19 protein-coding genes are annotated in these 18815 nt (G+C 42.6%); 16 read left to right on the top strand and 3 right to left on the bottom strand.

Features of this window, described 5'->3' with window-relative positions; genetic code table 11:
• Positions 1 to 5 precede the first annotated feature (5 nt).
• Positions 6 to 362 (bottom strand): hypothetical protein, encoded by a 357-nt coding sequence (locus tag IGK61_RS14950; RefSeq protein ID WP_074536789.1) that lies wholly within the window; start codon positions 360 to 362, stop codon positions 6 to 8.
• 164 nt (positions 363 to 526) lie between these two features.
• On the opposite strand from IGK61_RS14950, the gene IGK61_RS14945 reads away from it, so the two are divergent.
• From IGK61_RS14945 to IGK61_RS14920, 6 genes are all read left to right on the top strand, one after another.
• The gene (locus tag IGK61_RS14945) at positions 527 to 1402 is read left to right on the top strand and encodes an SPFH domain-containing protein (protein ID WP_008379560.1); all 876 of its coding nucleotides are present in this window, start codon (positions 527 to 529) and stop codon (positions 1400 to 1402) included.
• 3 nt (positions 1403 to 1405) lie between these two features.
• Positions 1406 to 1903 carry an LURP-one-related/scramblase family protein gene (locus IGK61_RS14940; protein ID WP_005233908.1) on the top strand — a complete coding sequence of 166 codons (498 nt, stop codon included), beginning with the start codon at positions 1406 to 1408 and terminating at the stop codon, positions 1901 to 1903.
• 19 nt (positions 1904 to 1922) lie between these two features.
• Positions 1923 to 2795 (top strand): fructokinase ScrK, encoded by an 873-nt coding sequence (scrK, locus tag IGK61_RS14935; protein WP_074536788.1) that lies wholly within the window; start codon positions 1923 to 1925, stop codon positions 2793 to 2795.
• A gap of 100 nt (positions 2796 to 2895) precedes the next feature.
• Positions 2896 to 3645: an alpha/beta fold hydrolase gene (locus IGK61_RS14930; protein ID WP_008379569.1), complete on the top strand. Its 750-nt coding sequence runs from the start codon at positions 2896 to 2898 to the stop codon at positions 3643 to 3645.
• A 107-nt stretch (positions 3646 to 3752) separates the two neighbouring features.
• Positions 3753 to 4715 carry an oxygen-dependent tRNA uridine(34) hydroxylase TrhO gene (gene trhO / locus IGK61_RS14925; RefSeq protein WP_074536787.1) on the top strand — a complete coding sequence of 321 codons (963 nt, stop codon included), beginning with the start codon at positions 3753 to 3755 and terminating at the stop codon, positions 4713 to 4715.
• A gap of 265 nt (positions 4716 to 4980) precedes the next feature.
• Entirely contained in the window at positions 4981 to 5919 is a 939-nt protein-coding gene (locus tag IGK61_RS14920; protein WP_008379573.1) for a 2-dehydropantoate 2-reductase, read from the top strand.
• A gap of 107 nt (positions 5920 to 6026) precedes the next feature.
• Here IGK61_RS14920 and IGK61_RS14915 read toward each other — a convergent pair whose 3' ends face one another.
• Complete coding sequence (locus tag IGK61_RS14915; protein ID WP_074536786.1) at positions 6027 to 6815, bottom strand: PHP domain-containing protein; 789 nt, start codon at positions 6813 to 6815, stop codon at positions 6027 to 6029.
• A gap of 132 nt (positions 6816 to 6947) precedes the next feature.
• Between IGK61_RS14915 and IGK61_RS14910 the strand changes: the two genes are divergently transcribed.
• The 6 genes from IGK61_RS14910 to IGK61_RS14885 all read left to right on the top strand — a co-directional run bounded on the left by IGK61_RS14910 (position 6948) and on the right by IGK61_RS14885 (position 12639).
• On the top strand, positions 6948 to 7814 hold the full coding sequence (locus IGK61_RS14910) for an AraC family transcriptional regulator (RefSeq protein WP_074536785.1): 867 nt from the start codon (positions 6948 to 6950) through the stop codon (positions 7812 to 7814).
• Positions 7815 to 8048: 234 nt separating this feature from the next.
• Positions 8049 to 9122, top strand: a complete 1074-nt coding sequence (locus tag IGK61_RS14905) for a Gfo/Idh/MocA family protein (RefSeq protein WP_005228203.1) — start codon at positions 8049 to 8051, stop codon at positions 9120 to 9122.
• A gap of 30 nt (positions 9123 to 9152) precedes the next feature.
• Entirely contained in the window at positions 9153 to 9905 is a 753-nt protein-coding gene (locus IGK61_RS14900) for a sugar phosphate isomerase/epimerase family protein (protein WP_008380356.1), read from the top strand.
• Positions 9902 to 10621 carry a ThuA domain-containing protein gene (locus IGK61_RS14895; protein ID WP_074536784.1) on the top strand — a complete coding sequence of 240 codons (720 nt, stop codon included), beginning with the start codon at positions 9902 to 9904 and terminating at the stop codon, positions 10619 to 10621. The genes IGK61_RS14900 and IGK61_RS14895 overlap by 4 nt, the downstream gene beginning before the upstream one ends.
• Positions 10618 to 11586 carry a sugar phosphate isomerase/epimerase family protein gene (locus tag IGK61_RS14890; protein WP_005228209.1) on the top strand — a complete coding sequence of 323 codons (969 nt, stop codon included), beginning with the start codon at positions 10618 to 10620 and terminating at the stop codon, positions 11584 to 11586. Before IGK61_RS14895 ends, IGK61_RS14890 begins: the two co-directional genes overlap by 4 nt.
• A gap of 24 nt (positions 11587 to 11610) precedes the next feature.
• Complete coding sequence (locus tag IGK61_RS14885) at positions 11611 to 12639, top strand: Gfo/Idh/MocA family protein (protein ID WP_074536783.1); 1029 nt, start codon at positions 11611 to 11613, stop codon at positions 12637 to 12639.
• A gap of 78 nt (positions 12640 to 12717) precedes the next feature.
• Here IGK61_RS14885 and IGK61_RS14880 read toward each other — a convergent pair whose 3' ends face one another.
• On the bottom strand, positions 12718 to 13626 hold the full coding sequence (locus IGK61_RS14880; RefSeq protein WP_008380365.1) for an ArsR/SmtB family transcription factor: 909 nt from the start codon (positions 13624 to 13626) through the stop codon (positions 12718 to 12720).
• A gap of 246 nt (positions 13627 to 13872) precedes the next feature.
• On the opposite strand from IGK61_RS14880, the gene IGK61_RS14875 reads away from it, so the two are divergent.
• From IGK61_RS14875 to IGK61_RS14860, 4 genes are all read left to right on the top strand, one after another.
• Positions 13873 to 15114: an extracellular solute-binding protein gene (locus IGK61_RS14875; RefSeq protein ID WP_016621844.1), complete on the top strand. Its 1242-nt coding sequence runs from the start codon at positions 13873 to 13875 to the stop codon at positions 15112 to 15114.
• Positions 15115 to 15272: 158 nt separating this feature from the next.
• Positions 15273 to 16148 carry a carbohydrate ABC transporter permease gene (locus IGK61_RS14870; protein ID WP_016609464.1) on the top strand — a complete coding sequence of 292 codons (876 nt, stop codon included), beginning with the start codon at positions 15273 to 15275 and terminating at the stop codon, positions 16146 to 16148.
• Positions 16149 to 16159: 11 nt separating this feature from the next.
• Complete coding sequence (locus tag IGK61_RS14865; RefSeq protein ID WP_008380370.1) at positions 16160 to 16993, top strand: carbohydrate ABC transporter permease; 834 nt, start codon at positions 16160 to 16162, stop codon at positions 16991 to 16993.
• A gap of 18 nt (positions 16994 to 17011) precedes the next feature.
• A complete protein-coding gene (locus IGK61_RS14860) occupies positions 17012 to 18805 on the top strand; it encodes a glycoside hydrolase family 2 protein (protein ID WP_074536782.1) in 1794 nt (597 codons plus the stop codon).
• Positions 18806 to 18815 lie beyond the last annotated feature (10 nt).

The raw sequence follows: 18815 nt of genomic DNA, 5'->3' as shown, positions 1-18815 counted from the left end.
TTTATTTAATCTAGTACGTCATCACTTTCAACGATTTCTTCTGAATCCAGTTCAAAATCAGGTGCTGGATGCACACGTTCAGGCAGTTCCATTTCTAACTCGCCGTCTTCTGTATACTGATTGTCGGTATCGGCAACGTCAATTAAAATTTCTTCAGGAAGCTCTTGTTCTAACCGATAGCCTTCTGCATGACGCGCATCGAGTAATTCCAAAAGATATTGCCACTCGTCTTTCGAGATCACTACAACGTCAATGCCGTCTTTGTTTTGTACCTCCACAACAGAGGAAAGATCGGTGCCGACCGTTTTAATGATCGATTCCAACGACCATTTACTCGTTTCTAAGTCAATTTTTTGTGCCATAAGAATTACTCCTTTTTGTGAAAAATTTTGTCCTACCTTAATTGTAACGGGAAAGTTGTAGAAAACAAAATAGCTTGATTGGGAATCGTCGCTGATATGCGCAAGAACATTTGCACAGCGGCTTTAACCAAGGTAAGATAAGAGCAAGAAGGGAAGGAATAAAAATGACAGAAAAACAGACATTTCATGTGAATGGGTATTTAGCACTGGTTGTGCTAATCGGGTTATTAGTTGGCGGCGGTTATTTGTTTTATCATGGGTTCGTAAATGAGAGCGTTCTCGAAATCGTTCTCAGTATTCTTTTATGGATCGTTTCGTTTCTTTTCCTTAGTTCGTTAACGATCGTACAACCCAACCAAGCCAAAGCGATCCTCTTTTTTGGGCAATATTTAGGAACCATTAAAGACAACGGCTTGTTTGTGACAACCCCATTAACCCAAAAAATCAATGTTTCATTGAAAGTCCGCAACTTTAACAGTTCGCTGTTGAAGGTCAATGATTCAGACGGAAACCCGATCGAGATCTCGGCAGTGGTGGTATTTAAAGTTGTAGATACCGCTAAAGCATTGTTTGATGTCGATTATTACCAAGACTTCATTGAGATCCAAAGTGAAACAGCGATTCGTCATATTGCGACGCAATACCCTTATGACACGTTCAATGACGATGATCTGACGTTGCGAGGCAATACAAGTGAAGTCTCGGAGGAGCTGGCAAAAGAATTGCAGGAACGATTAGCTGTTGCTGGGGTCGAAGTCATAGAGACCCGCTTAAATCACCTCGCGTATGCGACTGAGATCGCTAGTGCGATGCTGCAGCGCCAACAAGCTAAAGCAATTTTATCAGCACGGCAAATCATTGTTGAAGGAGCCGTCTCCATGACACAAATGGCGTTAGAACAAATCGAAGACGGACAGGACATCAATTTCACAGATGACCGCAAAGTCCAACTGATCAATAATTTATTGGTGTCGATCATTACCGATAAAGGCACTCAGCCGGTGATCAATACGGGCGATGTCAAAGAGAAAGGAGTGTAGCATTTGAAGAAACTTTACATCAAACAGAAGGTTTTCAGCATCGGCGAAAAATTTACCGTGACCGATGACTTACAAAACCCTCGCTATTATGTCGAAGGCAGTTTTTTTAAGATCCCGAAAAGTTTTACGATCTTCAATGAGCAGCAGCGACCGATCGCGGAGATCACCAAAAAAGTGTTCAGTTTATTACCGAAATTTTTTGTGGAAGTCCACGGCCAAGAAGCGATCGTTTTAGAAAAACATTTCACATTTTTTAAAGCCCGCTATTCCATCAGTGCAGAAGGCATCGATGTGGACGGCAATTGGTGGGATATGGATTTTGTGGTCAACCGCAATGGCAAGCGAATCGCAGAGATTCACAAAAAATGGATCTCTTGGGGCGATACCTATGAAGTTGTGATCTATGAAGAAGATCTAGATGACCTGATCATTGCATTAGTGGTAGCCATCGATCGCGTCAAAGCAGATGATGCCGCAGCGTCAAGTTCAGCAAGTAGTTAGAAAAAAAGGAGCGATGTGCATGTTATACGGTTCGATTGAAGCAGGCGGCACAAAATTTGTGTGCGCCATTGGCGATGAAGAAATGACGATCAAGGAAAGAGTGAGCTTTCCGACAACGACACCTGAGGAAACAATGCCTTTAGTCATTGGTTTCTTCAAACAATACCAAGCAGATTTAGCAGGGATTGGGATTGGCTCATTTGGGCCTATCGATATCCATCGTGATTCTGCCACTTATGGGTACATTACCTCGACCCCGAAATTGGCATGGCAAAATTTTGATTTCATCGGTACCATGAAAAAAGAATTTCCGATCCCGATTTCTTGGACAACAGATGTCAATGCGGCTGCCTATGGTGAGTATGTCTTCGGCAGTGGCAAAGGATTAAGCAGTGTCGTTTACTATACGATCGGTACAGGTGTTGGCGGCGGTGCCTTACAAGAAGGGCGCTTTATCGAAGGGTTTAGTCATCCAGAAATGGGGCATATGCTGGTCGTCCCTCATCCAAAAGATGACTTTTCTGGCAGCTGTCCATTTCATGGCAACTGTTTAGAAGGGATGGCCGCTGGACCCGCCATCGAAAAACGCTTAAGGAAAAAAGGACAAGAGGTTGCAGAAGATGATCCTTATTGGGAAATCGAAGCCTCCTATATTGCTCAATGTGCCTACAATACAACTTTGATGTTTTCTCCAGATGTGATCATTTTTGGCGGTGGTGTGATGAAACAACGCCATATGCTGCAAAACGTCCATGACGCATTTGCAAAATTGGTCAATGGGTATGTCGAAACACCTGAGTTAAGCAAATATATCGTGACCCCAGCATTGGAAGACAACGCTGGAACGCTCGGTTGTTTGGCATTGGCTCGAGAAGCGGTCTTACATTCATAAACGAAAAAACGGATCATACTCTTCGGGTATGATCTTTTTTTACAGCGTATCAGTGGCGCTTTTGGCGACTTTTTGTATACTTAAGCTGAGGTGGAAAAGAATGAAATTAGCTGTTCGAAAAAGAAAAATCGGGAATATTCCGGTCTTAGAAGTCGTACCAGAAGAAATGATTTATGAACCGCTGCCATTGATTATTTACTATCATGGTTGGCAGACGAGCAAAGAATTAGTGTTGACACAAGGCAGAAAGTTGGCTAGAGAAGGTTTTCGGGTGGTCTTGCCAGATGCAGCCAATCATGGGGAGCGCAAGACCCAGCTATCGGAGATTCCTTCTTTAACTTTTTGGCAAAGTATCCAAACCAATCTATTTGAGTTTTCTTACTTAGTCGATTTTTTTGAAAATCTTGGTTTGGTCAACGGTCAGATCGCAGTTGGCGGTGTCTCCATGGGAGGGATGACCACGTGTGGTTTATTGTGCCAGCATCCAGAAATCACAGCGGCAGCTTGTATCATGGGTTCTCCTTCCATGTTGAAATACCGTGACCGCATCCAAATGCACGCCGGCGCTGCTGGGTTCTTTGTACCCGAGGATTATGGTCAGCTTTTAAGCTGGATGGATGCTTACGATCTGTCTTCTCAACCAGAGAAATTAGGACAGCGTCCCCTTTTATTTTGGCATGGTACCCAAGACGAGAAAATTCCTTATGCTGATGTGGAAGCCTTTGTGGCAGAAAATCCAGAAGCAAATCTGCAGTTTATCTCGCGAGAAGAACGCCATCTGGTGCGTGGAGAAACGATGGATCAAGTCACAGCTTTTTTCGTGGCAGAGCTCAATAAAACCAATCCATGACACTGTTTGCTCAAAGAAAAAGATTGTGTGAAAAGGTACAAGCATAAAACTCGTTTTTTGTCACGTGATAACCTATACTGTAGGGTGCAAAAAAAGGAGGAATTGGTTTGACATACCGCGTTTTATTATTTTATAAATATACAACAATTGAAGATCCGGAAAGCTTCGCCAAGGAGCATTTAGCATTTGGAAAAGAAATTGGCATCAAGGGCCGTATTTTAGTAGCCAATGAAGGGATCAATGGCACGCTTTCTGGAACGGTTGAAGCAACAAATCGCTATATGGAAAAAATGGAAGCTGATCCCCGTTTTAAAGGGATTTTTTATAAAATCGATGAAGTAGAAGAACATGCGTTTAAAAAGCTATTCGTTCGTCCGCGCAAAGAATTGGTTTCATTGAACCTGGAAGATGACATCGATCCATTAGAAATGACTGGAAAATATTTAGATCCTAAAGGGTTCAAAGAAGCTTTGTTAGATGAAGATACCGTGGTGATCGATGCCCGTAACGATTATGAATATGACTTAGGCCATTTCCGGGGAGCCGTTCGTCCCGATATCCGCAGCTTCCGTGAGTTGCCGCAATGGATCATCGATAATAAAGAAAAATTTATGGATAAAAAAGTCGTTACTTATTGTACTGGTGGTATCCGTTGTGAAAAATTCTCAGGCTGGTTGCTGCGAGAAGGCTTTGATGATGTGGCCCAACTTCATGGTGGTATCTTTGCTTATGGGAATGACCCAGAAGTTCAAGGCGAGCTTTGGGATGGCAAAATGTACGTCTTTGATGAACGCATTAGTGTGGAAATCAATCATGTGGATAAAAAAGTTATCGGTCGCGACTGGTTTGATGGCACACCTTGCGAGCGCTATGTAAACTGTGCCAACCCAGAATGCAATCGCCAATTTTTGACTTCTGAAGAAAATCAAGCTGCCCATTTAGGTGCCTGTAGCTATGATTGTGCCATCCACGAACACAACCGTTACGTGGAACAACATGGGATCACAGAAGCGGAAAAAGCTGAACGGCTAAAAAACTTTGCAACAAACAATGAAACAGTCACTGCCTAAAACGACAACTGTTTCACAGGAAATAATTGAATAGAAGGGTCGCACGTGAGTCCGAAAACTGGTTTCGCTCAGTCAAGTTTTCAATCTTCCGTGCGACTTTTTGAATGGACAAAATTGGAAACGACCGTTTTTTAATTATCTGAAAAATCTAACTATTCCAATTGTTCTTTTTTCTTTCCTATCGAGAAAAAACGCAAGGCTCTCGCATATTTCACGATTTTAGAGTAAACTATACCTAATTGTGGAAGAGGAAAGAGGAATTCAGATGAAAATTGTTATTGCTGGTGCAGGTGCTATGGGCAGCCGTTTTGCTATTATGCTAAAAAGAGGCGGAAATGACGTCACGTTGATCGACGGCTGGCCGGCGCATATCGAAGCGATCCGTGAACACGGATTACGAGCGAACTTAAACGGTGAAGAGATCGCAGTCCCTTTTTCGATCTATTCGCAAAATGAGATCCCAACGACTGTACAAGCAGACTTGATCCTGGTCTTTACTAAAGCGATGCAACTGGATCAAATGATGCAAACGATCAAACCGATGATCGGAGAGCAAACGAAAGTCTTATGCTTATTAAACGGGATCGGTCATGAGGACACGATTGAAAAATATGTCAGCACGGATAAAATCTTTTTAGGAAATACCATTTGGACGGCGGACTTGATTGGTCCTGGTAATGTTCGCTTGTTTGGGGATGGTTCTGTAGAACTGCAAAATATCGAACCGGGCAAAGAAGAAGATGCCCGTCAATTAGCGGCAGTCTTGGCTGATGCTGGGTTAAATGCGTCTTATTCTGAGAACATTCGCTACTCCATCTATCGCAAAGCCTGTGTCAACGGCACACTAAATGGTTTGTGTTCGATTTTAAATGTGAATATTGCTCAATTCGGACAAACCTCAACGGCGCGTGCGATGGTCCAAACGATTGTGGAAGAATTTGCGGCAGTTGCTACCCATGAATCTGTTGAACTGGATGTATCCGAAGTAGTCCACCATATTGAGGAAACCTATGATCCAGAAGGCATCGGAATGCACTATCCATCCATGTATCAAGATTTGATCAATAATCATCGCAAAACCGAGATCGATTATATCAATGGCGCAATTTCACGAAAAGGCCGCAAGTACCAAGTGCCAACGCCTTATTGTGACTTTTTGACTCAAATGATCCATGCCAAGGAAGATATTTTAGCAGCAGAATAACCTAAGTAAATATGGTCTTAAAATGAAAAAACGGCGTATCCTTTTAGGGTTCGCCGTTTTTGGTTCATTTATTGAAAATGTGTTGTAGAGTGTATTCAAAGGTGACGCTATTTAGCAGGCAGATCCGCCATAAACCGTTCACTACCTTGAAATACCGCTAATTGATTGACACCAAAGGAACGCAGCAGATCGCTCATCGCTGCAAAATCTAACCGATAATCACTGGCTTTATGGGCATCAGAGCCGAGGGTGAACAATTTACCCCCGACACTTTGATACAGCGGGATAGCATATTGATAAAGGTGGGCATTTTGATAGGGGCCAAAACTCTTCGCGTTGATTTCCATCGCTAAGTCACGGGCAACGATTTTTTTGAAGATCGTCGTTAACTCTGTTTCAAAATGGGCGGCCAATTCCTCAGCTGTAAATTGGAAACGACGCAAGCCATAATCAAAGTGGGTCACGATATGCCCGTCAGAAAACGAGTCCAACACGTGGGCCATTTGGTCAAAGTATTGTTTGGCGACTGCAAATTTGTCCTTCGTCAACACGGCATCGTCCATATAATCAAAGGTACCGTTTTGATGGATACTGATCAATTTCAAGTCATAAGGATGGCTTTCAAGATAGCGCAAGATTTCTTGTTCTTGACCAGGCACGACACCAATCTCGATGCCTTTTAAGAGTTTCGTCGCTGTGGTCTCTTGCAGCTTCTGGTGGGTATTTACTAGTAATTCATAGTCAGGAATATCATCACGGAATCCCGAATAGGGGTTCTTCAAATCGAAATGATCTGTCGCAACGAAGTAGGCAGGATGGTAAGCTAGATAATTCTCAAACTGTTCATCTGAATCAAAAGACAAAAATGTATGCAGATGTTGATCATAATAATTCATAAACAAGACTCCTTTTCTTGAATACGATACCACAAAAAAGCAGAAGAAACTATGATTGGCTGAGAAAAGGTTTTCTCTTGGGCAATTTTTCGCTTATAATAAATAAGAATAGAGCGAAGGAGTCGGTCAGCCATGAGTATGTATCTTGAAATTCCTGAATTTGAAAGTGAATTTCGTTTTCGAACGTTTCTAAATGATGGTTTGACCATCGTTTATCCCCATGTCCATAAAGAAATCGAGATCATTTACGCTAAGCGCGGCACGGTGAATATTGGTGTTGACGATACGATCATTGAGTTGAAAGAAGGGGATCTATATCTTTTTTCCAGCGGGCAGCCCCACTACTTTCTTGCATCACCTGAGAGTGAACGCTATGTCTATCAATTTGATATGCAGCTTTTTGAAGAGCCGCTGCTGCGAGAAAATGAAGTATCCTTGATGACACTCTTTGAAGAAGGGGAGCCCCACAGCAAAAATTGGCCAGCGAGTTTTACGAAAAAAATAACAGGTCTCTTGATCGAGTTGTATCAGTTGGAAGAGGAAAATGTTGTTGGGAAGCGTTATTTGACTCTCGGGCTGCTTTACCAGTTGATCGGGGAGTGCTATCAAAGCTTGCCAAAGCGAAAACGAGCCGTCAATCCACTAAAACGAACGGCCGCACAATACAAAGAAACCTTGCAGCGTCTGAATGATGTCTTTGAGTACATCGAATCCCATTACCAAGAAGTCTTGACGATGGAGGACACCGCAAGACATGTAGGGTTTAGTCCTCATTATTTCACGCGTTTCTTTAAAACCAATACTGGCAAGACCTTCATGCAGTTTTTGACGGAATACCGTATCAATCAAGCCAAATTTATCTTGGCAAATGAAAAGATCCCGATGGCAGAAGTCGCTGAAAAAGCTGGCTTTGCCAGTGTCAAAACATTTCATCATGTCTTTAAGGAAGCCGTTGGTCAATCACCGTTGCAGTACCAGAAACAATTGAATCAAAATTGATAGAAACAGCCGATGAGCCTGTGCTTGTCGACTGTTTTTTTGTTGATCTGGCACTATTTTTTTCTCGATAGTGTTTTTTTAAGCGCTTTGCATAAATTGTGGAGTGGTTCTTTTTGTTAAAGTTTCATAAGATAATTTTCGGGAATTTTTTCAATGGAAACTGGGAAGAACTGCTTTCGATGTTTCGCTATAATGAGGGGGTAGAAAATAATAAGCGTTTTCAGGAGGAAAGATATGACAGTTAAAGTTGGAATCATTGGGTGCGGTGGGATCGCAAACGGCAAGCACATGCCTGCCTTGTCTCAAGTAGAAGAAGTAGAAATGGTTGCCTTTTGTGATCTGCTGGTTGAACGTGCAGTTGAAGCGAAATCAGCATTTGGGACCGAAGATGCTCAAGTATTCAGCGATTATCAAGAAATGTTGGCACAAGCTGATCTAGATGTGATCCATGTGTGTACACCAAACGCCTCACATGCTGAGTTGACGATTGCTGCACTAGAAGCGGATTGTCATGTCATGTGTGAAAAACCAATGGCAAAAACAGCGGCAGAAGCCAAAGCAATGATCGAAGCAGCCAACCGAACAGGAAAAAAACTCACGATCGGCTACCAAAACCGTTTTAGAAAAGATTCTCGTTATCTTCATGAAGTGTGCGCCGAAGGACAATTAGGAAACATTTATTTTGGGAAAGCTCATGCGATCCGTCGTCGGGCTGTGCCAACTTGGGGTGTTTTCCTTGATGAAGAAGCGCAAGGCGGCGGTCCGTTGATCGATATCGGTACCCACGCATTGGATCTGACCTTATGGATGATGAACAATTACAAACCAAAATTTGTTGTCGGAAAAGCGTATCATGAGTTGTCGCAAACCAAAAATGCCGCAAATGCTTGGGGCCCTTGGGACCCAGAGAAATTCTCAGTAGAAGATTCGGCCTTTGGTTTTGTGGTCATGGAAGATGGCGCAACGATTTTCTTAGAAGCCAGCTGGGCGCTCAACAGCTTGGATGTGAAAGAAGCCAAAACGACACTGATGGGTAGCAAAGCCGGTGCGGATATGAACAACGGTTTGACCATCAATGGGGAAGACCACAGCTTGCTGTATGAAAAAAATATCGAACTTGAAACAGGCGGCGTTGATTTTTATGAAGGAAACGGGGAGACGCCAGAAATTTTAGAAGCACAATCGTGGATCCATGCGATCATCAACGATACCGAACCAGTGGTCAAACCTGAAGAAGCAATGGTCGTGACGGAGATTCTAGAAGCGATCTACAAATCATCGCAAACCGGTGAGCCAGTCTACCTATAAGAACTGCTGGAAGAAAAGGAGCGAGCACAAATGACAAAACCGAAAATCGCTTTACAGCTTTGGAGTATTCAAGAGGACTGCAAGACAAATCTTTTTGATGCGTTGAAAACAGTAAAACAAAACGGCTATGACGGTGTTGAATTTGCCGGTTATCATGGACACAGCGCTGTTCAGATCAAAGAAATGCTGGAGCAGTTGGATTTGGCGGTCGCGGCTTCCCATATCCCGTTTGAAGCATTGCAAGATCGTTTTGAAGAAACCGTCGCTTTTGAAAAAACGATTGGCAATCAACGGATCGTGATTCCGTATGCCAGCTTTGATTCTTTGGAAAAATGGCAAGCCTTTGCTGCGGAGCTGACCCAGATCACCCAAAAATTGCAGGCAGAAGGGCTGATTTGCTACTACCACAACCATGCCCATGAATTTACTGAAGTTGCTGGAAAATCCATGATCGATGAACTGATCAAAGACAATCCGCAACTGCGTTTGGAAGCCGACCTTTACTGGTTAGCCTTTGCAAACGTGGCTATTTTACCTTGGCTAAAGGAACGCGAAACGAAGGTCGGCTTGGTTCATATCAAAGATATGCAAGAGCAGCCGCAGGAAAGCACCGAGATCGGCAATGGGATTTTACCAATTAAGTCGTATGTAGAAGCAGCTAAAGCATTAGAACTACCATGGCTGATCGTCGAGCAGGAAGCGTTTCAAAAATTCGCTCCTTTAGAAGCCAGCGGGATTGATTATCTGCAATTAAAAGACATCGTAGAGGAGGTCTACCAATGATCCATGTTACGGTATGGAACGAGTTTCGTCATGAAAAAACGAATGAGACCGTCCAAAAAATGTATCCAGAAGGAATCCATGGTCAAATTGCCAAGTTTTTAGCAGAGGATGATTTTCAAGTACGAACGGCGACCCTTGATGAACCAGAACATGGGTTGACGGAGCAAGTATTGGCTGACACGGATGTGTTGGTTTGGTGGGGCCATATGGCGCATGAAGAAGTCGATGATGCTATCGTTGCTCGTGTGCAGCAGCGTGTATGGGAAGGAATGGGACTGATCGTCTTGCATTCTGGCCACTTTTCGAAAATCTTTAAAACGTTGATGGGAACGTCGTGCGATTTGAAATGGCGGGTAGACGATCAGCATGCGCGGATCTGGAATGTTAATCCAAGCCACCCAATCGCTGAAGGAGTCGGCGAATGGATCGAACTAGAGCAAGAGGAAATGTATGGCGAGCACTTTGATATTCCAGCGCCGGATGAATTGATCTTTGTCAGCTGGTTCCCTGGTGGTGAAGTTTTCCGCAGCGGCTGTACATTCCGCCGTGGGAATGGCAAAATCTTCTATTTCCAGCCTGGTCATGAGACATTCCCAAGCTATTACAATCCCAAAGTGCAAAAAGTGATCCAAAATGCGGCTCGCTGGTGTGCACCAACAGAAAATCGTTACCCAACATATGGGCATTTTCAAGCAATTGAGGAGGAAAGAAAATGAAATTAGGTGTTTTTACCCCGTTATTCAATCAACTTAGCTTTGAAGAAATGATCGATGAAGTAGCGAAAAAAGGGCTCCAAACCGTCGAGATCGGTACCGGTGGTTCTCCAGGCAATGCCCACTTAGACATTGACCGTTTACTAGCAAGTGAAGCAGAGCGAAAAGAATACTTAGCGAAATTAGCTGATAAAGGATTGGAAATCTCAGCTTTGAGCTGTCACAACAACCCAATCTCTCCATTAAAAGCAGAAGCGCAAGAAGCCGATGAACTTTTGCGCAAAACCATCAAATTAGCCAGCTTAATGAATGTACCTGTTGTGAACGGATTTTCAGGCGTTTCAGGCGGAAATGCAACAGATACACAAGTCAACTGGCCAGTATTGCCATGGCCGACGGAATACGATGACAATTATAATTATCAATGGGAACAAAAACTGATTCCTTATTGGAAAGGCATCAACACGGAAGCGGAAGCGGCTGGTGTTAAAATTGGGATCGAACTTCATGGCGGCTTTTTGGCACATACCCCTTATACGATGTTGAAACTGCGGGATGCTGCGGGTAAAGCCATCGGCTGTAACTTGGATCCAAGTCATTTATGGTGGCAAGGGATCGACCCAGTGGCAGCGGTCAAAATCTTAGGGGAAGCCGATGCGATCCATCACTTCCATGCTAAAGATACGTATTTGGACCAAGACAATATCAACATGCATGGCTTGACGGACATGCAGCCATATAGCAATGTCAAAACCCGAGCTTGGACCTTCCGTTCAGTCGGTTGCGGCCACAGCTTACAAGTCTGGTCAGATATTATTTCTGCACTTAGAATTTATGGGTATGATTATGTCTTGAGTATTGAGCATGAAGATCCAATCATGTCCATTGATGAAGGACTGACTCGTGCCATCAGCAACTTGAAGACGATTATGATCCGTGAAGAAGCTTCATCCATGTGGTGGGCATAAGAAGAAAACCGAGGAGTGTCAGACATGAGTGCAATCAATTTTGCAGTAATCGGATATGGCGGCATGGGTGCGTACCATGTCCACAATATCTTACCAAATGAAAACGAACGAATCCGCATCGTAGGAACTTACGATATCAATGAAGAACGTCAAGCGATCTCACAAGAAAAAGGCCATAAGATCTTTAAAAGCTATGATGAAGTCTTAGCCGATGAGACGATCGAAGCAGTATTGATCGCCACACCTAATGACTTGCATAAAGAGTTATCGATCGCTGCATTGAGAGCAGGCAAACATGTTGTTTGCGAGAAGCCTGTTGCGCTGAATACTGCGGAACTAGATGAGATCGTGGCGGTTGCCCAAGAAACCGGCAATACCTTTATGGTTCACCAAAACCGCCGTTGGGATCCTGATTTTTTACTTGTACGCGAACTGTACCGTAATGGACAGATCGGCGATTTGTTCCAATTAGAATCACGGGTCCAAGGGGCAAACGGCATCCCAGGAGACTGGCGTCATGTGAAAAAACAAGGCGGGGGAATGCTCTTAGACTGGGGCGTTCACTTGCTGGATCAAATGCTATGGCTGATCGACAGCCCAGTGAAAGACGTCAAAGCGGATCTTAGCTTTGTGTTGGGGGAAGAAGTCGATGATGGGTTCTTCGCTTTGATTACCTTTGAAAATGGGGTCAAAGCAATCGTGGAAGTTGGAACCTCCAATTACACGCAATTGCCTCGCTGGTACATCAAAGGAACGGAAGGAACAGCCACCATCACCGATTGGGATCTAAATGGTGAAATGGTTCAGGCAACAGGTCGCGAAGACGTGGCCGCACCAAAACCAGTTCAAGCAGGCGTTGGCTTGACGAAAACGATGGCACCGCCATCGGAATTGGCAGCCAAAGAGATTCCTTTCCCGAAAGCCGAAGCGGATTTTGAACCTTTCTACAAGAATTTTTACAACGTTGTACGCAACGGTGCCGAACCTATCGTTAAAAACGAAGAAGTCCGAGCAGTGATGCAGTTGATTGAACGCATTTTTGCCACAGCGTAAGAGAATAGAAAAAAGCACTAGCTGAGGGAGTGATCTCTCTTCGCTACGTGCTTTTTTTGTGTAATGGAACGACAACAGTCATTCCGATACGTAAAAATTGAACAATAAATCTTGAGGATAATTTCCCCATCGATCGCCGAAAATGGTCAAACCACCAGCGTTTTCGGCAGTTGCAGGTGCAGCAATTTTAAAGGTGAAAAAGTCACTGTGGTCTAAGTCGATTTCATTCAGGTTGTGATCTGTTAATTTTTCTCCATCGAGGGAAGTATCATAGCGATTGATGCGTAAATGCTTAAGTAATCCATATTGACTGAACTCATCGATCCACCATTGTGGAGTCAGAGAACCTCTGACATCCGAAAAGTTTCCTGGTACGGTGTAGCTACCGATGCAGTGATTGTTTAAGTAAAAGGAAAGATCACTTGGCCAATAGTTATTCGAAATTGGGAACTCTGAAGCGATCTCCATACTGATTTCCAGTAATTCGATTTTTTCGCCATTTTTCAAAGGATTTGGGATTTTGTATTCTAAAAAACCGTTATTTAGCCAGATGATACTTGCATCAACACGTTCTTGATCCAGAAAAGATTTTGGATCATCTAAGGCGCCAATCAAGCGGTCTTTGGTCGCCATTCCACAAGAAGGCTCAGCTTTAAAATCGGTGAAGTGGCCGATTTTCACAGATTGGGAGGTTAGATTCATTTCTGGAAACACTTTTGCTGGGAAATTGATATTGATGAAATCAGTTTTTAGAGACAAATATTTTTTCTTCCAGTCTTGCCCCGATCCTTTTTCGGTTTTGATCAACTGAGCTTCTTCGAGTTTACGGATATGTTTGGTCATTAAAGCATTGCTGATTGCTAATTTTTGTCCAATTTCACTGATGCTTTTCTTCTTATCGCCTAATTCTCTTAAAATCGCTAAGCGAGTTTCATTTGCCAGTGCTTCGTAGATCGGTAAAGATGCGTTCGTTAAATCCAATTCCATAGCGATCACCTCGTTATACTAAAATGTTTAATGAAAAGATGGTTTAATTATAACACAACCTTGTGGATTTACAAAATAGTAAAATGATATAATTTTTGGTTATACCTTGTTAAAATAATGTTGACAGCGCTTTATATTTATAGTAACTTTACGGTGTAAACATTATTTGACGATAGTCTAACGATTATGTTTATTGATAATTGGATGTCATTTTACTTTTTAGTTAAATTAAAAGGAGTGTAAAAAATGAAAGTAAGTAAATCTATTGTTTTAGTAGGGACAAGCTTATTATGTACAGTGTTGTTAGCTGCTTGTGGCGGGAGTGGTAGCTCAAGTAATAATTCAGAAATTTTGCTTTGGTCTTCGACGACAGGACCAGACGGTGAAAAAATCAAAAAAACGATTGATCAATACAATGAAACAGACCCAGACTTTAAAGTGAAGTTAGTAAGCATGCAAGGTGACACCTTTACTTCAAAGTTGACGACTGCGGGGAAATCGGGGAAAGGTGTTCCTGATTTGGCTTTGATTGCCTCAGAAGCTTTGCCTACGTACAAACACCAAGACATGCTTGAAACTTGGGATGACATGATCGATGGGACAGAATTGGCACGGGAAAACTACGTAGAAGCTGCTTGGGACACTGGTGTAGTGGATGATAGTCAATATGGGATTCCGGCAACCATGGGTTCGTGGGTGATGTATTACAACCAAGATTTGGTGGATAAATATGTTCCAGGAGCGTTGGATGATGGCGTAGTGACGTATGAAGAAATCAGACAAGCTGGGGAAAAAGCAAAAGCAGATGGTATCTATAGTTTTGGCTATACATGGGGCATGCAGAATTATTCGAATCTCTACCAACAAATGGGTGGGGAATGGCAAGATGCACAAGGAAACATCAATATCGATAATGAGTTTTCTTACAATGCCGTTCAAGAGTTTAAGGATTTATATGATGCCGGCTACATGGTCCCAGATGGTGAAGATGCAAATAAACTTTTTGCAAACCAGCAGCTGATTTTTCTTCCAGAAGGAACATGGATGCTAAGTAATATGGAAGAAATCAGTGACTTCACTTGGGGGCAAACATTTACTCCTCAATGGGATGCGGAACATATCATTCAGGGTTCAGGCGTCGATCAGTTTGCGATGTTCAAAACGAACGAGGAACGTTCCGATGAAAAGAAAAATGGCATGGTCGACTTTCTGACTTGGTTACAAGCAAACCAATTAGAGTGGGTCAAATCAGGTGCAAATCCTACTTCCTTAGCAATGCTAGACAATGAAGAATATGTTGAGATGCCACAATCCTTCTTATTGAAGACAGAAAAAGGACAAGCGGCAATTTCTGTTAACGCAGTTGATGGCTTATCGTATATCTTTGGTGAATATGATAATCGTTCATGGGACATGATCACAGGAAAAGCAGATATTCAAACGACTTTTGGTGAGATCCAAAAAGTTGTAGAAGAAAAGATGAAATAATCTTCTCACGTGGAGGCTGTGGCAGAAGGAAGAGCGACCATAAAAGAATTCAGTCCATTTTTTGATAGGGTAGGAATTCTGATAGGGAGGCTTAAAGGGCTGTCACAGTCGTTTCTTGTTGAGAGCTGCACTAGAAATACAAGGAAGGATGGGTATTGATGAAAAAAAGGTTAAATGGCTGGCCAATCGTTTTTATTGGTCCGCATATGCTCCTTTTTCTTTTATTCTTTTTAGTTCCTGCAGTGATTGGGATCTATGTTTCTTTTACTGAATGGGATCTGTTCAGTACACCGATTTTTGTCGGGTTTGATAATTTTAAAACGATTTTGTTTGATCAAGACTCGTTGTATCATACGCAATTTTTTAATGGAATGAAAAATACGCTGTTTTTTGCGGCAATCTCCGTTCCGTTATGTATTGTAATTCCCTTATTGCTAGCGGTTGCATTATCTGCTAAACCAAAAATGATGCGTTTTTTTCAATCGATTCTCTACCTGCCAACATTATTTGCAATCTCTGCCGTCATGATTATTTGGGGGTTCCTTTTGAGCAAATCTTTTGGACCGATCAAAGAAGTATTCGGTATCGACATCAATTTTGTAGGCACGCAACCATGGGCATGGATCGCTATTTTGATCGTGACGATTTGGTGGACATTAGGTGGGAATCTAATTATTTATGTTGCTGCATTAAATGGCGTCTCCAAAGAGCAGTTAGAAGCAGCAGAATTAGATGGTGCGAATAGTATCACGAAATTTTTCCGTATTTCTTTGCCGAGTATTCGCAACCAGCTTGTTTTTACCACGGTCATGACGACCATCGCTCAGTTTAATATTTATGGTCAGCCACTAATGTTGACGGGTGGCGGACCCAACAATTCTACTCGCGTGTTGATGATGTACATCCAAGAAAATGCTTTTGGTAGTAGTACCTCGGTTGCAGGAATTTCTTCAGCGATGGCTATTTTACTAGGTTTTGTAATCATGGCAGTTTCGATTGTGCAATTTATGGTCATCAAAAAAATGGAAAGATAGGAGGGAAGAAGATGCGAGAAAACAAACTAGGGAAAAGAATTGCCTTTATTTTGCTAGCGATCGTCTGTGTGATTTGGCTCTTTCCTTTGATATGGGCAATTTTTACCTCGTTTAAATCGGAGGCAGAGATTCAAAAGGTTGGGTTCAGTTTGATTCCACAAGATTGGACGCTGGCTAATTTTTTTGGCTTGTTACAAGGCAATGATTCTTCTCCTGTGTTCCGCTGGTTTGTGAATTCAATGATTATTTCAACTTCACATACGCTGTTGGTTATGGTGATCGTCTCGTTTGCAGCCTATGGCTATACACGACTCACCTTTAAGGGGAGAGATTTGATTTTTGCCCTATTGTTAGGAACGATGATGTTTCCCGGGGTGGTCAATTTGATCCCGAATTTTAAAATCGTTGATACGTTAGGTTGGACCAATACATTTCTGGCAGTCATCGTTCCTGGGGCTGCAGGTGTTTATAACATTTTCCTCGTTCGGCAGTTCATTTTAGGGATTCCTAAAGAATTGGATGAATCGGCTGTGATCGATGGGGCCAACGAGTTTCAAATCTTTTATCATATTATCTTACCATTGATCAAACCTGTATTGACGGTGGTTGCGTTATTTAGTTTTACTGGCTCATGGAATGACTTCTTGTGGCCATCGATCGTGATAAACGATATTGATAAATTACCGATTACACCGGGGCTGCAGTTGCTACAAGGGCAATACATGACCTATCCGGGAATTGGAACTGCCGGAGCAATCTTGGCTTTGATCCCTACCTTTTTATTGTATTTGGTGGCGCAAAAAAGCTTTATGGCGTCAATGTCGTTGCAAAGTGGCATAAAATAATTTGTTTTTGGAGGAAATATGAGTAGAGAAGAATACCCGAGACCGCAATTTGAGAGAGAGAATTGGTTAAGCTTAAATGGTGAATGGCAATTTGCCTTTGATGACCAAAATCTTGGTTTAAAAGAAAAGTGGTACACAAATGAAGCAAACTATCCGTACAAGATCAATGTTCCCTTTGTCTATCAAAGTGCATTGAGCGGCATTGATCATCGAGAAGTACACGACGTTGTATGGTATTATCGGACCTTCGATGTGCAAGTCCCTGAAAAAAGTCGTGTCCTTTTGCATTTTGGGGCGGTGGACTATGAAGCAGATGTGTTTGTCAATGGCAATCATGTGAAAAATCATTGCGGAGGGCATACCTCTTTTGATATAGACATCACGGATGCTCTAGTATCTGGACAAGAGCAAATACTAAGTGTGCGAGCATTTGACCCGCATTTTGATGAAAGCATTCCACGGGGGAAACAATTTTGGGAAGAAGAATCAGCAGGAATCTGGTACACAAACTCAACAGGGATCTGGCAGCCAGTCTGGCTTGAAGTAGTTGCTGAAACCCATCTGCAACAGGTGAAATTTACGAGTGATTTTGATGCTGGCGCCGTGAAGATCGATGTAGAACTGAACCAGTTACAGCCGCAAGTAGTCTTAGAATATCAAATCTATTTTAAAGATGCTTTAGTTACCAGCGGAAAGGCAGACTTTATCACTTCTAAGTTGAGTTTTGCAGTTGATATTTTCCAGCAAGAAATTTTTCGGACGAATTTTCACCACGAAGGCTGGTCTTGGACACCTGAAAAGCCGCAATTATTTGATGTTGAATTGACGCTTAGAGAAGCAGGGAATGCCATCGATCAGCTAAAAAGTTATTTTGGTATGCGTAAAATACATACAGAAAACGGTATGATTTACTTAAATAACAAGCCTTACTACCAGAAGTTGGTTCTCGATCAAGGCTATTGGCCGAGCGGCTTGTTAACTGCACCAACAGATGAGGACTTTAAACAAGACATCTTATTGGCCAAAGAAATGGGATTTAATGGTTGCCGAAAACACCAAAAAACAGAAGACCCACGCTTTTTATACTGGGCAGATAAATTAGGATTTCTGGTTTGGGGAGAGTGTGCGGCGCCGGCAATCTATACCGATCGTTCTGTGATGCGTTTGATGCAAGAGTGGGCAGAGATCATCACTCGGGACTATAGTCACCCTTCGATCGTTACTTGGGTACCAATCAATGAGAGCTGGGGTGTGCCAAAAATATCGTTTGATCGTCAGCAACAGCATTTTTCTCAAGCGATGTATCACTTTATCCATTCGCTAGACCAGCAACGGTTGGTTATTTCAAATGATGGTTGGGCGATGACGGAGACAGATATTTGTGCGATTCATAATTATGCGCATGGGCAAGAATCTGAGCGGCAAAAATATCTATACTTCAAAGACAGTCTCAGCACGAGAGAAAAATTGGTGAATCGAGTATCGACCCCATGGCCGATTTTCGCTGGAGGATTTTCTTATCAGGATCAGCCTATTTTATTGACCGAGTTTGGCGGTATTGGCTTCGATGTTTCGGGGCAACCCGGTTGGGGCTATACCTCAGTGGAAAATCAACAAGATTTCTTGAAGGATTATCAGCGAATCATGACAGCTGTTTATGATTCTGTCGGGCTCTGGGGCTATTGCTACACTCAGTTGACAGATGTTGAACAAGAAATCAATGGATTACTGACCTATGACCGCCAACCAAAAGTTGATTTGGCAGCGATTAAAGAGATCAATGAGCAGTTTCATCCACCACAGATAGAATAAAATGATTGGT

The sequence above is a fragment of the Enterococcus sp. AZ063 genome (genome assembly GCF_051715045.1).
GTDB lineage: Bacteria > Bacillota > Bacilli > Lactobacillales > Enterococcaceae > Enterococcus_D > Enterococcus_D casseliflavus.
Note: the sequence above shows the minus strand (reverse complement) of the source record. Positions and strands in the feature narration are given on the sequence as shown.

Coding starts and splice junctions, on each gene's coding strand:
- IGK61_RS14950 (WP_074536789.1), bottom strand. CDS start 362: ATGGCACAAAAAATTGACTTAGAAACGAGTAAATGGTCGTTGGAATCG.
- IGK61_RS14945 (WP_008379560.1), top strand. CDS start 527: ATGACAGAAAAACAGACATTTCATGTGAATGGGTATTTAGCACTGGTT.
- scrK (WP_074536788.1), top strand. CDS start 1,923: ATGTTATACGGTTCGATTGAAGCAGGCGGCACAAAATTTGTGTGCGCC.
- IGK61_RS14930 (WP_008379569.1), top strand. CDS start 2,896: ATGAAATTAGCTGTTCGAAAAAGAAAAATCGGGAATATTCCGGTCTTA.
- IGK61_RS14920 (WP_008379573.1), top strand. CDS start 4,981: ATGAAAATTGTTATTGCTGGTGCAGGTGCTATGGGCAGCCGTTTTGCT.
- IGK61_RS14915 (WP_074536786.1), bottom strand. CDS start 6,815: ATGAATTATTATGATCAACATCTGCATACATTTTTGTCTTTTGATTCA.
- IGK61_RS14910 (WP_074536785.1), top strand. CDS start 6,948: ATGAGTATGTATCTTGAAATTCCTGAATTTGAAAGTGAATTTCGTTTT.
- IGK61_RS14905 (WP_005228203.1), top strand. CDS start 8,049: ATGACAGTTAAAGTTGGAATCATTGGGTGCGGTGGGATCGCAAACGGC.
- IGK61_RS14900 (WP_008380356.1), top strand. CDS start 9,153: ATGACAAAACCGAAAATCGCTTTACAGCTTTGGAGTATTCAAGAGGAC.
- IGK61_RS14895 (WP_074536784.1), top strand. CDS start 9,902: ATGATCCATGTTACGGTATGGAACGAGTTTCGTCATGAAAAAACGAAT.
- IGK61_RS14890 (WP_005228209.1), top strand. CDS start 10,618: ATGAAATTAGGTGTTTTTACCCCGTTATTCAATCAACTTAGCTTTGAA.
- IGK61_RS14885 (WP_074536783.1), top strand. CDS start 11,611: ATGAGTGCAATCAATTTTGCAGTAATCGGATATGGCGGCATGGGTGCG.
- IGK61_RS14880 (WP_008380365.1), bottom strand. CDS start 13,626: ATGGAATTGGATTTAACGAACGCATCTTTACCGATCTACGAAGCACTG.
- IGK61_RS14875 (WP_016621844.1), top strand. CDS start 13,873: ATGAAAGTAAGTAAATCTATTGTTTTAGTAGGGACAAGCTTATTATGT.
- IGK61_RS14870 (WP_016609464.1), top strand. CDS start 15,273: ATGAAAAAAAGGTTAAATGGCTGGCCAATCGTTTTTATTGGTCCGCAT.
- IGK61_RS14865 (WP_008380370.1), top strand. CDS start 16,160: ATGCGAGAAAACAAACTAGGGAAAAGAATTGCCTTTATTTTGCTAGCG.
- IGK61_RS14860 (WP_074536782.1), top strand. CDS start 17,012: ATGAGTAGAGAAGAATACCCGAGACCGCAATTTGAGAGAGAGAATTGG.